We start from the raw sequence: 14,031 nt of genomic DNA, 5'->3' as shown, positions 1-14,031 counted from the left end.
GCAATTGCAGGGGGTAGCAGGACTAAGTGTGCCCACCCGGAGCTAACCGGAACGGGTAATTCCGCTAAGTGTCAGATCTTCCCGTACCGAGTGAAGAGGAATCCTGCCTCTTCCAGGAGCGAGAGGAGGGAGAAACGTTCCGGCACGGTGACGGCGGGACCGCCCGCGATGCGCTGCGCGTCTCCGGCGGTGAGCAGCGGGGACAGGGTCAGGCAGAGCTCGTCCAGCACCCCTGCCGCCACGAACTGGCCGAGCAGGCGCGGTCCGCCTTCGGTGAGCAGCCGGCTGAAGCCACGCCGGCCCAGTGCGGCGACCGCACGCGCCGGGTCGACGGCGGCGCCGTCCCCGGCGAACAGCACCTCGGCCCCCGCCTCCCGGGCCGCCCGGACCCGGTCCGAGGGTGCCGTCGCCCCGGTGACCACCAAGGTCGGTACCAGCGGCGAGACGAAGAGCGGGAGCGAGAAGTCCAGGTCCAGGCTCGCGCTGACGACCGCGACGGCAGGGGCGGGGCCCTGGCCCGCCGCCTCGCGCCGGGCGGCGAAGGCCTCGCGGGCCCGCGCCGGCCGGTAGCCCTCCAGACGCACCGTCTCGGCGCCGACGACGACCACGTCGGCGAGGCCCCGCAGGGTGCCGAAGATCCGCATGTCGGTGGGGCAGGAGATGCCCTGGGAGCGGCCGTCGTGCTGGGCGGCGCCGTCCAGGGTGGTGACCATGTTGGCGCGGAGCCAGGGGCGCTCACCGTCGGGATACGCGTAGGCGTCCGCCAGCTCGTCGAGCGTCCACTCGCGGTCGGCGGCCGCAGGGGCGGCGGGCGGGGTTGTCAGGTCCGTCACAGGGAGCAGGCGTCGCATGCCCAGCAGTCTGGCACGGCCCTTAGAGTGGATGGTTGTGTCGTCCTCCACAGCCGTGCCGGGGCAGAGCCCCATAGCCGAAACGGCCCCGCAGTCCCTGTGCGCCCTCGAGCCGCGCGTCCCCGCCGACCGTCTGGTCGCGGAGATGGTGCCGCCGCCGCGCTTCGACTCGGTGCGTTTCGATACGTACGTACCCGACCCGAACCAGCCGAGCCAGACCGAGGCGGTCGAGGTCCTCAGCTCGTTCGCGGCGGGGCTCGGCGGAGCACATGCCTCAGGCTCGGGGAAGACGGGAAGAGCGCGAAGCGCATCCTCTGCGGGGTGGTGGCGGGCGACGGGTGGGCGCTTCGGGAAGAAACAGGCTGCGCCCACCGGGCCGCGCGGTGTCTACCTCGACGGCGGCTACGGCGTCGGCAAGACCCACCTGCTGGCCTCTCTCTGGCACGCCACCCCGGCCGACCGCTCACTCAAGGCGTTCGGCACCTTCGTCGAGCTGACGAACCTGGTCGGCGCGCTGGGTTTCCAGCAGACCGTCCAGACCCTGAGCGGGCACCGGCTGCTCTGCATCGACGAATTCGAACTGGACGACCCGGGTGACACGGTCCTGGTGTCCTCCCTGCTCGGCAGGCTCGTCGAGGCGGGTGTCGCGCTGGCCGCGACCTCGAACACCCTGCCCGGCAAGCTCGGCGAGGGCCGTTTCGCGGCGGCCGACTTCCTCCGCGAGATCCAGGGGCTGTCCGCCCACTTCCGGCCGCTGCGGATCGACGGCGAGGACTACCGCCACCGAGGGCTCCCCGAGGCGCCGCCGCCGTACTCCGACGACCAGGTCACCAGGGCCGCGTACGCGACGCCGGGGTCCTCGCTCGACGACTTCCCCGCCCTGCTCGACCACCTCGCCCGGGTGCATCCGAGCCGGTACGGCGCGCTGACGGACGGGATCACCGCGGTCTGCCTCACCGATGTGCAGCCGGTGCCCGACCAGTCGACGGCGCTGCGCCTGGTCGTCCTCGCGGACCGGCTGTACGACCGCGAGGTCCCGGTGCTCGCCTCCGGTCTTCCTTTCGACCGGCTGTTCAGCGACGAGATGCTGAACGGCGGGTACCGGAAGAAGTACTTCCGGGCCATCTCGCGGCTGACGGCGCTGGCGCGTGACGCAAAGGGACTGGTGGCGCAGTAGGTTCGGGGGTTGCAGGGCGTACGAGTGCCTCCGGGTGCCGCGTGCGCCCGTACCAACCGCACACCGTTTGAAGGGATCCAGCATGGCTACCACGCGTCAGGCGCACACGGTCTGGGAAGGCAACCTGCTCGAGGGCAAGGGCGTTGTCACCCTCGACTCCTCAGGAATCGGGGAGTACCCGGTCTCCTGGCCGTCCCGCGCGGAGAAGGCGAACGGCAAGACCAGCCCCGAGGAGCTCATCGCCGCCGCGCACTCCAGCTGCTTCTCGATGGCCCTGTCCAACGGCCTGGCCACGGCGGGCACCCCGCCCACCCGGCTGAACACCCAGGCCGAGGTCACCTTCCAGCCCGGCACCGGCATCACCGGCATCCACCTCACGGTGGAGGGCGAGGTCCCGGGCCTGGACGAGGCGGGCTTCGTGAAGGCCGCCGAGGACGCCAAGGCGAACTGCCCGGTCAGCCAGGCGCTCTCGGGCACCACCATCACGCTCACCGCGTCGCTGGCCTGAGAACCACCGCGCACGGTCCCCCGGGAGGCCCGCCTCCCGGGGGACCGTGCGCGTCCGGGCGGTGCGGCCATCGCCGTGCCGCCCGGATCCCTGCTCCATTCCGGCTGGCAGCATCCTGCACCCGGGTGGCAGCAATTGCCTTCTCCGACACCGCGGTCGGGTCTCCTTCGGCAGGAATACTCACTGACGCAAGGGCGCGGCCCCGGGGCCCTGACTTCCGCGCTCACCGGAACGCATCGGTCTCGTGAAGGAGCACTGCCATGAATCGGATCCAGCGCGTCAAAGCCGCACTCGGACTCGCCGCCGCCTGTGCGGCGGTCGTCGCCCTCCCCGGCCAGGCCGGCGCGGCGTCGGACACCGTCGCCCAGCCCACCGCGGCGCAGTCCGCCGCGGCGGCCGCATCCTGCGCCAGCGGGCATGTCTGCTTCTGGCCCCAGGCGAACTACGGGGGCACGAAGTGCACCTGGCTCAACGCCGATCCCGACTGGTACAGGGGGGACATCCAGTGCTCCTGGGCCAAGAACGGCACCCTGGCCAGGTCCGTGTGGAACGCCGGCACCAGCAGCGCGTCCGGCGTCGCCTACTACGCGGGCGCCGAAAACACGAACCGTGTCGGCTGCACCCCGCAGGGCCGGGGCGGCAACTTCACGCAGGGCCGCGCACTGCGCTCGCACCAGTGGATCACCGGCGCCTGCGGGTGACGGGGCACGGCCACCGCTCGGCCGGTGACCACTGAGGACACAGCAGCCGAGGGCCTCTCACCCGCCGACGGGCGGGAGGGAGGGTCTCGGCAGTCGTCCGACGGGCATCTCCACGGCGCGACCGGCACGCCCCGGCGAACCCAGCGTTATACATGAGCATGACAGTGTTCACGAGGGCGTCCCACGGGGCAGGCCTGACCGAGCACGTCACTTCACCTGTCCGCCAACAGGGAGTTGCCTCATGTCATCCACATCCCGACACCTCGCAACACGACGACAGGTCCTGGCCGGCAGCGCCGCGACCGCAGCCTCGGTCGCCTTCACCGGGGCCTTCACCGAACTCTTCTCCGGCACCGCCGACGCCAGGGGGCACAGCGGCTACGGCCCCCTCGTGCGGGACCCCGACGGCCTGCTCGATCTGCCGAAAGGTTTCCGCTACCGGGTGCTCTCCCGGGAGGGCGACCAGCTCCGCTCCGGCGAGGGCCAGGTTCCCAGCAACCACGACGGCATGGCCGCCTTCGCGGGCCGCAACGGCCGCGTCCACCTCGTGCGCAATCACGAGAACCGCAACACCGGAAGGATCGGCGTGCCCACGGTCGAGGGCCTCACCTACGACCCGATGGGCAAGGGCGGCTGTACGTCCCTCGAACTCGACGGCCGCGGCAACGTACGCGGCGAGCGCGTCGCCATCGCGGGCACGGCCGTCAACTGCGCGGGTGGGCCCACCCCCTGGAACACCTGGCTGACGTGCGAGGAGACCGAGGACAGGGCCGGCACCAACGGTTACACGAAGGACCACGGCTTCATCTTCGAGGTGGACGGCGCCGATCCGCGCCGCACCGGGGCCGTACCGCTGACCGCGATGGGGCGCTTCCAGCACGAGGCCGTCGCGGTCGACCCGCAGAACGGCATCGTGTACGAGACGGAGGACGCCTTCGAGAAACCGTTCGGGCTCTTCTACCGCTTCCTGCCCGAGAAGCCGCTCGGCGGCACGGGCTCCCTGCGGGCCGGCGGCACGCTCGAGGCCATGCGGGTGCCCGGCGTGCCCGACCTCTCCGTGATCCAGGAGACGGGAGCGAGCTTCGACCGGATCGAGTGGGTCCCCGTACCCGACCCACAGGCGGCGCGGACGCCGATCCGGCTGCAGGACTTCGGGCCGAAGGGCATCACACACGCCCAGAAGCTGGAGGGCTGTTACTGGGGCGGCTCCTCGGTGTACTTCGTCTCCAGCTTCGCGCACAGCGCGGAGGGGTCGGCCGCCGACCACTTCGGCCAGGTGTGGCGGTACGAGCCGAAGCGGCGGAGGCTCACCCTGGTGATCGTCTTCGGCCCGGACACCGACGTCCAGCTGCCCGGCGAGTCCCCGGACAACATCTGCCTCGCCGCAGGGGGCGGGCTGATGGTCTGTGAGGACGGGGGCGGCGCACAGCACGTGCTCGGGGTGACGCGGCGCGGCGAGGTCTACCCGATGGCGCGCGGCCGGCAGAACATCGGGACGCCCGAGGAGCCGGAGTGGGGCGAGTTCGCGGGCGTCACGTTCTCACCGGACGGCGGGACGATGTTCGTGAACTGCTACACGCCGGGGACGACGTTCGCGGTGACGGGTCCCTGGCGCTGACAGGGGTACGGGCAGTCGGGTGATCCGGCTGCCCGGCGGCCGGAGCGCCGCGAGCACGATCCGCCGCACCACGGCTAGCGTCCTTCGATGATCAAATCCGTTCGTACGATGATCGTGCTGGCTGTGGTGGGTGGAGTGCTCACCGGCTGCGGAAGCTCCGAGGCGACCCGCGCGACGACCGCCGCGCTCCCGACGGCCTCTCCTTCACCGGCGACGGAACCCGCGACGGGGCCCACATCCCCGTCGCGGGTTCCGGAGAGCGAGCCGCCCGTCCTGGCCCCCGGCCCCGGTGGTCTCACGCCGGTCTTCGAACGACGGGCGGGCGGGAACGGCAAGGGCTCCGGCGCCCGCAGCGGGGCGGGCGGGGCCGACAAGGTCGTGGCCCTCACCTTCGACGCGGACATGACGGCGGATCAGGGGCCGCGTGCCGCTGACGGCGAGCGCTTCGACAACCCCGGACTGATCACGTCGCTGCGTCGGCTGAAGGTCCCCTCGACGGTCTTCATGACCGGCCGGTGGGCGCAGGAGTATCCCGCCCAGGCCCGCTCGATCGGCACCGATCCCCTGTTCGAGATCGCCAACCACTCGTTCAGCCACTACGCCTTCTCCTCCCCCTGCTACGGCCTGCCGACCGTCGCGAAGGCGGACATGCGGGGCGATGTGGAGCGGGCCTTCACCGCGATCCGGAAGACCGGGGCGCGCAACGTCGTGCCGTACTTCCGCTTCCCCGGCGGCTGCTACGACGACGCGTCGCTGAAGGCCCTGGGTCCGGCCGGTGTGACCGCGGTCCAGTGGGACGTGGTCAGCGGTGACGCCTTCGCCACGGACGCGGACGCGGTGGCCGAGCAGGTGCTGGAGGGGGTGGAGCCGGGGTCTCTGGTGGTCATGCACTGCACCCGCAGCGCGGCGCCCGTCACCGAGGACGCCGTACGCCGGATCGTCCCGGAGCTGCGCGCACGCGGCTACCGCTTCGTCAAGGTCTCCGAGCTGATGCGCGGCTGAGCACCCCCGCCCGCGCGTCAGCCGGAACAGGCGGTGCGCCCCGCCTCCTGCCAAGCGCAGACCGGGCAGAGGGTGGCGCCCTTCGTCGACTCCGGGTGTTCGGTCGGCTTCCGGCACAGCACGCACTCGGCGTACGGCGGACCCGCGTCCACGGGTGCGGGGTCCGGCGCCGGCGTCTCGCAGTACGCATCGTCCATACGCCCGAGCGTACTCACTCGCGCAGAGCGGCGATCCGGGAGGTGAGTGCGGCCACCGCGACGCCGACGGCGAGGGCACCCGCCAGGGGCAGGAGCGGCACCCGCACCGTGCCGGTGAGCGAACCCGAGACCAGGCCCGTCACCGCGGCCTTCGCGGGAGAGCCGTCGGTCACGAGGGCGAGCAGCGCGCCGAGGACGGTGGCGGCGAGCGACCAGCCGTGCCGGTGCAGGACCGGCCGGGCGCAGAGCGCCCCGACCGCCGTTCCCAGCAGCGCGGAGCACCCGGCCGCGAGCAGTCCGGCGAGCGCGGCGGGCAGGAGCGGGACGGCGACGGTGTGGTCGGTGCTGACCGGTTCGCTGATCAGCAGGACGATCCCCGCACCCGCGGCGCCCAGGGCGAGCGCGCACCCCAGGCCGGTGAGCAGCGAGGCGCAATGGGCGCGCGACGGCCCGACAGCGGCGGCGGTGACGGTCCGGGCGGCGAGGGGCTCCTGGGTGACGCAGAGCCGCACGAGCCAGGCGGCCGCGGGGAGCAGCGCCGCGGCGGCGTAGCCGAGCGAGTCCAGCAGCGGCTGCCCCGCCCGTACGCCGACGCCGAGGACCGCCGCGTACAGGAGGAGGGGCGCCAGCCACCGCTGGGAGCGTGCCAGGGTCGCGGCCTGGTAGCGGATCAGGGCGGTCGTGACACCCACCGGCGGGCGGACCGCACGGGCCGTGCGGGAGCCCGTCTCCCGCACGGGAGCGACCGCGCCCGCGGGCCCCGGGCGCTCCGGCACGGGAGCGGCCGTGTCCGCGGGCACCGCGCCGGGAGCCGGACGGGGCATCGGGCCTGCGGCCGCCCCGTCCGCGGCGGCGGGCACGGGGGCCGGGACCGGTACGGGGAGCTGTGAGAGTCCGGTGACGTGCCACGGCGGTCGGGCCGTGAGGAGGGCGTGGAGCACGGTGTCCGAGTGCGCCGCGGTCGTCGTGAGCCGGACCGCGGCCGGGTTCCCGGCGTCCCGTTCCACCACGGGTGCGCCCGGCAGGCCTGGCGGGAGGGCGGCGGACGGGCGGCCCGTCGCCTCGATCCGGACGTGCGGGCCGGTATCGCCGGGCGTATCCGCCGCCGGGGTGAGCGTGCGGTCCTCCAGCCGGTACGCGAGGTCGGCCGCCCCGGCGAGCCGCTTCGGGTCGTGGTCGACGAACACCACCGTGGCGCCGTCCGCGACCCGCTCGGCGACCGCGCGGTCCAGCTCGTCGCGGGCCGCGGTGTCGAGCCCGGTCCAGGCCTCGTCCAGGACGAGGAGGTCCGGTTCGGCGAGGAGCGACTGGGCGACGGCGACCTTCTGACTGGTCCCCTTGGAGAGTTCCGCGAGAGGCGTACGGGCGTGGCCGGAGGCACCGAAGCGCGCCAGCCACTCCTGGGCCCGCACGGCGGCCTCGGCGGTCGGGAGCCCGTGGACGCGGCCCATGTGGACGAGGTAGCCGGCCGCGGTGAACGGCAGCGCCGCGGGGAAGCGTTCGGGGACGTACGCCGTGCGCGGCCGGTCCGTGAGGCTCCCCTCGGTCGGCGCGTCGATGCCGGCGAGCAGCCTCAGCAGAGTCGACTTGCCGATACCGTTGGGGCCCTCGATCCGGACCAGGGCGCGCGCGGGCAGCTCCAGATCGAGCCCGCGCAGCACCCAGGGACCGCGCAGGCCGTACCGGCGGCCCACTCCTCGAAGGATCAAGAGGACGACTTCTCCGGCTTGAGCTCACTCGGTCGCACGATCACGAACCCCTCACCCTGGAGCATCAGCTGGACCGCCTCGCCGGATCCGCCGCGCACCATGGAGCCGACGCTCTGCGAGCGGTGCAGCGAGGTGGAGAGCTGGGCGCTCCAGCCGACGACCGCGTCCGTGTCGACGTACACCGGCTGCTGCGCGGTGACGGGGATCACGATGGGGTTGCCGTCGCAGATCAGGCCGAGCTTGCCGTAGCCGCTGAAGACGCTGTTGAAGAGGCCGCCGCCGGTCATTCCGGCGCCCTTCACCGTCTTTATCTCGTAGGACAGACTGGCGTCGAAACAGAGGACGTTGCGGCCGTTGATGGTCAGGACGTCGCCCTGCTCCATCTCCACGATGAAACAGTTGGCCGCCTCGTGGGCGAACCAGGCCTCTCCCTGGCCGGTGACCGCCATCAGGGCCAGCCCCTCGCCGGTCACGGCCCGCTTGAGCATGCCGCCGATGCCCTGGCCCTTGCGCTCGAACCGGAGATCGCCACGGAAGGCGATCATGGATCCCTGACGCGCGTGCATCTCACCGTTGACGGCGTACTTGATGGACTTGGCGTTCTGCAGGGTCATGCCGGGGGCGGTGGCCTGCTGCGCCATGTGCTCGCTGGAAAAGAGGTCGCTCTTCATAGCGCGCATCCTCACCCGGAGCCCTCTGTTCCGCCAAGAACGCGTTGCCGGAGGGGCCTGGCAGACTGGACGCGTGAGCAGCGACAGCATTCCTGAGCCCCTTCCCGCCGCGCCGGAGGCCTCCGCCGACAGCCCGTTCCGTACGGATCCGACGGCCCGTGACGAAGCCCCGCAGTTCGTCCTGCCGCTGGTGGTGCACCTCGAGAAGACCGACCCCCCGGCGCGCAACGACGCCCTGGTGACCGCGGCGCGCGCGGTGCTCACGATCCTCTCGGACCCCCGCTCGCTCGGTGAGGACGAGGGCGGGGCGGAGGGCGAGTGGGCGCAGGTCATGCGCGACTGGCAGGACGCCCGGATCCGCAAGGTGGTGCGGCGGGCGCGCGGCGCGGAGTGGCGCAAGGCCTCCGCGCTGCCCGGGATCACGGTCACGGGCGAGCACGCCGAGGTCCGGGTGTTCCCGCCGGTGCCCCTGGACGGCTGGCCCAAGGAGCTGGCCAAGCTCCAGGTGTCGGGCACCGACCTGGACGACCCGGAGCCTCCGGCCGCGCCCGATCCGGCCGGTCCGGTGCTGTGGATGAGCCCGGACGTCGACATGTCGGCGGGCAAGGCCATGGCTCAGGCGGGCCACGGCGCCCAGCTCGCCTGGTGGGAGCTGTCGGACACGGAGCGCAAGGCGTGGCGCGAGGCGGGGTTCCCGCTCTCCGTCGCCACCCCGGACGCCGCCCGCTGGCGTGAACTCACCGCCGCCGGGCTCCCGGTGGTGCGGGACGCCGGATTCACCGAGATCGCGCCGGGCTCCTGCACGGTCGTCGCCGACCATCCGGCCCTGCGCCGCTGACCCGCCGGGCCGGGCCTCCCGTCAGGTGGTGACCGTCGCGACGGGGTCGAGCCCGTAGGTACGGGCGTAGCCGTTCTCGGTGCCGACGAGAAGGTCGACGATCTCGAAGTAGCGGTCCCAGAAAGGGGTTTCGCGCAGTGCGTCGATGAGGAGCTGGTAGGCGTTGTGGTCGTCGGCCTCCCAGACCCAGACGTCGGTGACGCGGGTGGAGTAGAACTCCGTGTCGTAGAAGCGTGACCGGACGCCGGTGGTCCTGGCCTTGATCGCGGGGATGACCTCGGTGGCGAACGCGTTCACCCGTTCCTGGGGGGTCATGGCGAGCCACTCGGGCATGGTCTTGATGAGCATGAAAGCGGTGACCGGCGGTGCGGTTTCCTCTGTGGACATGACGGGAGCCTCCGGGGCGGCAGTGATGGTGGTGCGGTGGGCTACTCGTGGGCAGGTGACGGGGCGGCGCATCTTCGGGCGGCGCCTCTTCAGGAGAGGACGGCGGGCCCGAGGGTCCGGGCACACCACTCTTCGAAGGTGGTGGGCGAAGCGGTGTCCGGCGTGCGGGCGACACCTGCGTCGAGCCCTTCGTCCTTGGCCCGCTTCATGTCGACGACGCCCTGGGCGAACGCCGCGTCGAGTCCGTAGCCGATGAGCTCGGCGTACAGCTCGTCGAACGACCGGCGTTCGTAGCGGACCGGGCGGCCGAGCTGCTCGGTCATGATGCGGGCCAGGTCCTCGGGGGACAGGTCCTGCGGCCCGAGGACCGGGACGCTGTCGCTCCCGGCCCACGAGCGCTCCAGCAGCAGGCCGGACGCGACGGACGCGATGTCGGCGACGGCGACGAGGGGGGCCTTGCGGTCCGCGCGGACCGCATCGGTGAAGACACCCTTCTCGCGGATCGAGCCGGCCTCCTCCAGGAGGTTCTCGAAGAAGGACGGATTGGCCAGGGCCCGGTAGGCGACGCCGCTGCCGGCGATGAGGTCGTCCATGGCGTGGGAGGCGGTGACGAGTCCGGCGCGGTCCGCGGCCGGGGTTCCGCGGCCGAGTGTGGAGACGCCCACGACGTGGCCGACGCCGTGGGCGACGAGCGCCTTGGCGGCGGGGCCGGTGAAGCCGCGGTAGGCGTCCTCCGGCGACAGGGAGGAGTCCGGGGGAACGAGCCAGAACACGGCGTCCGCACCCTCGAAGGCCCGGTCGACGACATCGGCGTCGCCGTGCGAGCCGGCGACCACCTCGACGCGTTCGCGCACCGCGTCGGGGAGCCGTGCGGGGTCGCGCACGATCACGCGCAGTTCCTCGCCGTGGGCGGGTGCGGCCTCCACGAGCAGCGGGAGCAGATGGCGGCCGATGTTCCCGGTGGGAGCAGTGATGACGATCATGGAAACCTCATGGGGTCGTGCCGGATCGGTACGTCCCTCATCCTGCGGAGGACCACAGTGTTGCCACAATGGGAACTTCAGCACGGAATACTTGCCTGAAATGGAATTACGCCCATGAGCAGCAGTTCAGAGCCTGTCATCGACGCCAATCTCGCCGTCGCGTTGGACGCGCTGCTGGCCGAGCAGAGCGTCACCCGTGCCGCCGCACGCCTGCACACCTCCCCCGCCGCCATGAGCCGCACCCTCGCCCGCCTCCGCCGCATCCTTCAGGACCCCCTCCTGGTCCGGGCCGGCCAGAGCATGGTCCCCACGCCCCGCGCGCAGGCCCTGCGCGACGAGGCCGCCGCGGTGGTGCACCGCCTCGGAGCGCTGCTCGCTCCCGGCACCGGTGTCGACCTCGCCGCACTGCGGAGCACCTTCACCCTCCAGGCGGCCGACCTGGTCGGCGCGGCGCTGACCCCCGGGCTGCTGCGGCTGGCCCGGCAGGAGGCGCCAGGGGTTTCGTTGCGGTTCCGGACCGAGGACCTGGAAGCGGGACCGGCGCTCCGCGACGGGCGGATCGACCTGGAGGTCGGATCCATCGACCACGTCGACCCCGAGACCCGGGTCGAGGAGCTGGTCACCCTCCGGATGGCGGCGGCCGTCCGGCCCGGCCACCCCCTCACCGAAGGGGTCCTGACGCCGGCCCGGCTGGCTGACGCCGAACACGTCGTGGTGAGCCGCCGCGGCCGGTTCACCGGCCCTTTGGACACCGCCCTGGCGGAACGGAACCTCCACCGCCGGGTCGCCGTCGTCCTCCCCGGCCACATGGCCGCGATGGCCCTCGCCGCCCGCAGCGACACCGTCTGTCTCATTCCGACCGCGCCCGCCGGCGCCGCCCCCTCCCCCCTCACCGACGTCGCCACCACGCTGGGTCTGCGCCTCCTCGACATCCCCCTGCCCCTGCCGCCACTGACCATCGGCATGGCATGGCACCCCCGCCACGCAGCCGACGGAGGCCACCGCTGGCTCCGCGACGCCGTCCGCCGGACTCTTCACGCAGCCGGGAGCCCGGCCGTCTGACGCGGTCCCGCGCCGCCGGCCCACCGGACCGTGCGGGTGGCGCACCCACGACTTCACGCCCGGCTGAACATCCCTGCGCCGATATACGTATCTCCCCGTACTGCCGCACCGGCATTACCGCCAAGTAGGTTGAACACCGTGTCAGTTGGCGGTTGATTCGAGCTGTCACACACCGGCCCGGGAGACATCTTGCTGCGACGCATCAACGGAACGGCCCTCATCATCGCCGCGCTGGTCGCCACGCTCGGCGCGCTCGCCTTTCCCGTGTGGTCGTACGCCGACCGCTCCGGCACCGGCGAGGCCAATCTGAACGCCTCCAGCGTCGCGACCCAGTGGGGCCCGCTCTCCGCGACCGACCGGGACTTCCTGGTCAAGGTGCGTCTCGCCGGGCTGTGGGAACTGCCCGCGGGGCAGCAGGCCATCGAGCGCGCACCGAGCGAGGGGGTGAAGCTCGCCGGTGATCACCTGGTGGTCGGTCACACCGACCTGGACCGGCGGGCCCGCGACGTGGCGGCCAAGCTCGGGGTGGAGCTCCCCAACCAGCCGACCGAGCAGCAGCAGGGCTGGCTCAGGGAGCTCACCGCCGCGAGTGGCCAGGAGTACGAGCAGAAGTTCGCCAATCTCCTGCGCGCCGCGCACGGCAAGGTGTTCGCGCTGATCGCGCAGGTCCGGCACACCACGCGCAACTCACTGATCCGGCAGCTGGCCTCCGACGCCAACCAGACCGTGCTCGACCACATCACGATGCTGGAGCGCACCGGCTTCGTCGACTTCGACGGCCTGGCGCGCGAAGCGGCCGGCGCTTCGACGGCCAGCCCCTCGGGGCCTCCCGTGGGCTCGGGTGCGGGTGTCCCGCAGGTCCCGGTGCCGGTGACTCCGAGCGGCGACCAGTCGTTCACCTCCCGCCCGGTGCCACCGACGATGGCTCCGCTGCCTCAGCCGTAGGACCCGTCAGTCACGGTCGCGGCGCTGGACGTACAGGCGGTTGCCCTTCGGCCCCGTCCATTCCACCCGCACGACACCGGGCACGGCCGCGTCGGCGAGCCGCGAAGGATTGGACCAGTGGCCGAAGTTCGGGTTGCGGAAGAACGTCGCCCACAGGTCGCCGCGGGAGTCCTCGAAGAAGTTGTTGTGCCCGGCGCCGACGCCGACCGTCCAGCGCTGGGAGTACGGGCCCTCGAAGGTGTCCGAGACGGCGGCGACCGCGTCGTACTGGTACTGCACACGGCCCGCGCCGCCCGGGTCGTAGGCCTGGCGCGCGGTGCCGTCGGCCTCGACCGACGTCCGGTCCCAGGCGGCGTGGAGGAGGAAGTACTTCCCCCCGTACTTGAACACGTACGCGCCTTCGAGATACGGCTCGGGCGTGTAGGGGGTCTGCCGGAACGCGGGGAGGCCCGTCGTCGGGACGATGTCCTCCATGTCGTCGCGGAACTTCGCGTACAGGTTGTTGTGCAGCACGAGCCAGGCGTCGTCGCCCTCGCTGTAGAGGCTGCCGTCGATGTGGTGGTAGGCGCCGGGCTTGATGAAGCTCGGCCCTCCGATGAACGACTCACCGAAGGGCTTCTCCAGGTTGCCCTCGACGAGCCGGTACGGGCCCTCGACCCCGCCCTCGCTCACGAGCATGAACGAGCCCACCTTCTCGGAGTGGTCCCCCATGCACGCGACGATGTACCACTTCCCCCGGAAAAGGTGCAGCTCCGGGGCCCACGCCTGGCCGCGCTTGCCGAACTCCTCGTCGTACCAGTACTCCTGCCACGGGGCGACGACCGTGCGCCCGGGCCGGTTCTCGTCGGTGAACTCCGGCGACCAGACCTTGCCCTTCTCCGCGCCGGGCCGGATCCCGGTCGTGTCGGCCAGCTTCCAGGGTCCCTTGAGGGAGCGGGCCGTCCAGACGAAGATGCCGTCGTTCCACGGGCCTGCCGCTTCGAGGCCGGGCACGCGGGTGGTGCCCGTGGCGACGTAGAGCGGACGGCCGTCGACGACGAAGCAGTTGACGTAGGTGTCCCGCATCCACACCACGCCGCGCTCCTTGTCGCGGGGGCGCAGCTCCAGCGGCAGGACGAACGAGTTGTCCTCACGGGGCCACAGGTCCTGCCGGGTGTCCGCGAGGCCGTAGGGCTCGGGATCGGGCCAGTTCGCCGGGTACCGCCCCTTCCCCGCGGCCGGAGCGGCGGAGCCCTGAGCCGGGGCGGCCGAGGCCTGCGCCGCCGGTGCGGCGGCCACGGGCAGCGCGGCCGCCGCACCCACTCCGGCGGCACGGGCCAGCAGGGACCGCCGGCCGAGGTGCGGCCTGTTCTCGGTGCTGGTCATATCGGTTACGTTCTCCT

At 72.3% G+C, this 14,031-nt stretch carries 15 protein-coding genes; 8 read left to right on the top strand and 7 right to left on the bottom strand.

Annotation, left to right across the window (positions count from 1 at the left end; genetic code table 11):
* Positions 1-71 precede the first annotated feature (71 nt).
* Positions 72-851 (bottom strand): pyrimidine reductase family protein, encoded by a 780-nt coding sequence (locus OG379_RS29980; RefSeq protein WP_405666088.1) that lies wholly within the window; start codon positions 849-851, stop codon positions 72-74.
* A gap of 37 nt (positions 852-888) precedes the next feature.
* Here OG379_RS29980 and zapE point away from each other — a divergent pair, with 37 nt between their 5' ends.
* The 5 genes from zapE (at position 889) to OG379_RS29955 (ending at position 5,857) form a co-directional block, all read left to right on the top strand.
* Positions 889-2,028, top strand: coding sequence for a cell division protein ZapE (zapE, locus tag OG379_RS29975; RefSeq protein WP_405666087.1), 1,140 nt, complete (start codon positions 889-891; stop codon positions 2,026-2,028).
* 82 nt (positions 2,029-2,110) lie between these two features.
* Positions 2,111-2,536, top strand: coding sequence for an OsmC family protein (locus OG379_RS29970; RefSeq protein WP_405666085.1), 426 nt, complete (start codon positions 2,111-2,113; stop codon positions 2,534-2,536).
* 260 nt (positions 2,537-2,796) lie between these two features.
* Complete coding sequence (locus OG379_RS29965; RefSeq protein WP_405666084.1) at positions 2,797-3,237, top strand: peptidase inhibitor family I36 protein; 441 nt, start codon at positions 2,797-2,799, stop codon at positions 3,235-3,237.
* A gap of 241 nt (positions 3,238-3,478) precedes the next feature.
* Entirely contained in the window at positions 3,479-4,855 is a 1,377-nt protein-coding gene (locus OG379_RS29960; RefSeq protein WP_405666083.1) for an alkaline phosphatase PhoX, read from the top strand.
* Positions 4,856-4,942: 87 nt separating this feature from the next.
* Positions 4,943-5,857 carry a polysaccharide deacetylase family protein gene (locus OG379_RS29955; RefSeq protein ID WP_405666082.1) on the top strand — a complete coding sequence of 305 codons (915 nt, stop codon included), beginning with the start codon at positions 4,943-4,945 and terminating at the stop codon, positions 5,855-5,857.
* Between the two features lie 17 nt (positions 5,858-5,874).
* Here the strand turns inward: OG379_RS29955 and OG379_RS29950 are convergent, their stop codons facing one another.
* From OG379_RS29950 to OG379_RS29940, 3 genes are read right to left on the bottom strand one after another with little or no spacing between them, the layout of a single operon-like run.
* On the bottom strand, positions 5,875-6,054 hold the full coding sequence (locus OG379_RS29950) for a hypothetical protein (protein ID WP_393764173.1): 180 nt from the start codon (positions 6,052-6,054) through the stop codon (positions 5,875-5,877).
* A gap of 14 nt (positions 6,055-6,068) precedes the next feature.
* Complete coding sequence (locus OG379_RS29945) at positions 6,069-7,763, bottom strand: ATP-binding cassette domain-containing protein (protein WP_405666081.1); 1,695 nt, start codon at positions 7,761-7,763, stop codon at positions 6,069-6,071.
* Entirely contained in the window at positions 7,760-8,434 is a 675-nt protein-coding gene (locus OG379_RS29940; protein WP_104784728.1) for an AIM24 family protein, read from the bottom strand. Before OG379_RS29940 ends, OG379_RS29945 begins: the two co-directional genes overlap by 4 nt.
* Before the next feature lie 73 nt (positions 8,435-8,507).
* On the opposite strand from OG379_RS29940, the gene OG379_RS29935 reads away from it, so the two are divergent.
* Positions 8,508-9,272, top strand: coding sequence for a peptidyl-tRNA hydrolase (locus OG379_RS29935; protein WP_405666080.1), 765 nt, complete (start codon positions 8,508-8,510; stop codon positions 9,270-9,272).
* A gap of 21 nt (positions 9,273-9,293) precedes the next feature.
* Here the strand turns inward: OG379_RS29935 and OG379_RS29930 are convergent, their stop codons facing one another.
* A complete protein-coding gene (locus OG379_RS29930) occupies positions 9,294-9,659 on the bottom strand; it encodes a darcynin family protein (RefSeq protein WP_405666079.1) in 366 nt (121 codons plus the stop codon).
* 89 nt (positions 9,660-9,748) lie between these two features.
* Entirely contained in the window at positions 9,749-10,642 is an 894-nt protein-coding gene (locus tag OG379_RS29925; RefSeq protein WP_405666078.1) for an NAD(P)H-binding protein, read from the bottom strand.
* Between the two features lie 114 nt (positions 10,643-10,756).
* Between OG379_RS29925 and OG379_RS29920 the strand changes: the two genes are divergently transcribed.
* Together OG379_RS29920 and OG379_RS29915 are read left to right on the top strand one after the other, a co-directional pair.
* Positions 10,757-11,704: a LysR family transcriptional regulator gene (locus tag OG379_RS29920; RefSeq protein ID WP_405666077.1), complete on the top strand. Its 948-nt coding sequence runs from the start codon at positions 10,757-10,759 to the stop codon at positions 11,702-11,704.
* Positions 11,705-11,896: 192 nt separating this feature from the next.
* Positions 11,897-12,649, top strand: a complete 753-nt coding sequence (locus OG379_RS29915; protein ID WP_393764261.1) for a DUF4142 domain-containing protein — start codon at positions 11,897-11,899, stop codon at positions 12,647-12,649.
* Between the two features lie 6 nt (positions 12,650-12,655).
* Here OG379_RS29915 and OG379_RS29910 read toward each other — a convergent pair whose 3' ends face one another.
* On the bottom strand, positions 12,656-14,014 hold the full coding sequence (locus OG379_RS29910; protein ID WP_405666076.1) for a family 43 glycosylhydrolase: 1,359 nt from the start codon (positions 14,012-14,014) through the stop codon (positions 12,656-12,658).
* Positions 14,015-14,031 lie beyond the last annotated feature (17 nt).

Origin of the sequence: Streptomyces sp. NBC_01166 (genome assembly GCF_045039765.1) — a bacterium.
Lineage (GTDB): Bacteria > Actinomycetota > Actinomycetes > Streptomycetales > Streptomycetaceae > Streptomyces.
The sequence above is the reverse complement of the archived record's forward strand: the minus strand, read 5'-3'. Positions and strand labels throughout refer to the sequence as shown.

What these genes read in the sequence shown, in the direction of transcription:
- OG379_RS29980 (WP_405666088.1), bottom strand. Translation starts at nt 851, where the DNA reads ATGCGACGCCTGCTCCCTGTGACGGACCTGACAACCCCGCCCGCCGCC.
- OG379_RS29950 (WP_393764173.1), bottom strand. Translation starts at nt 6,054, where the DNA reads ATGGACGATGCGTACTGCGAGACGCCGGCGCCGGACCCCGCACCCGTG.
- OG379_RS29940 (WP_104784728.1), bottom strand. Translation starts at nt 8,434, where the DNA reads ATGAAGAGCGACCTCTTTTCCAGCGAGCACATGGCGCAGCAGGCCACC.
- OG379_RS29965 (WP_405666084.1), top strand. Translation starts at nt 2,797, where the DNA reads ATGAATCGGATCCAGCGCGTCAAAGCCGCACTCGGACTCGCCGCCGCC.
- OG379_RS29930 (WP_405666079.1), bottom strand. Translation starts at nt 9,659, where the DNA reads ATGTCCACAGAGGAAACCGCACCGCCGGTCACCGCTTTCATGCTCATC.
- OG379_RS29925 (WP_405666078.1), bottom strand. Translation starts at nt 10,642, where the DNA reads ATGATCGTCATCACTGCTCCCACCGGGAACATCGGCCGCCATCTGCTC.
- OG379_RS29970 (WP_405666085.1), top strand. Translation starts at nt 2,111, where the DNA reads ATGGCTACCACGCGTCAGGCGCACACGGTCTGGGAAGGCAACCTGCTC.
- OG379_RS29910 (WP_405666076.1), bottom strand. Translation starts at nt 14,014, where the DNA reads ATGACCAGCACCGAGAACAGGCCGCACCTCGGCCGGCGGTCCCTGCTG.
- OG379_RS29960 (WP_405666083.1), top strand. Translation starts at nt 3,479, where the DNA reads ATGTCATCCACATCCCGACACCTCGCAACACGACGACAGGTCCTGGCC.
- OG379_RS29920 (WP_405666077.1), top strand. Translation starts at nt 10,757, where the DNA reads ATGAGCAGCAGTTCAGAGCCTGTCATCGACGCCAATCTCGCCGTCGCG.
- OG379_RS29955 (WP_405666082.1), top strand. Translation starts at nt 4,943, where the DNA reads ATGATCAAATCCGTTCGTACGATGATCGTGCTGGCTGTGGTGGGTGGA.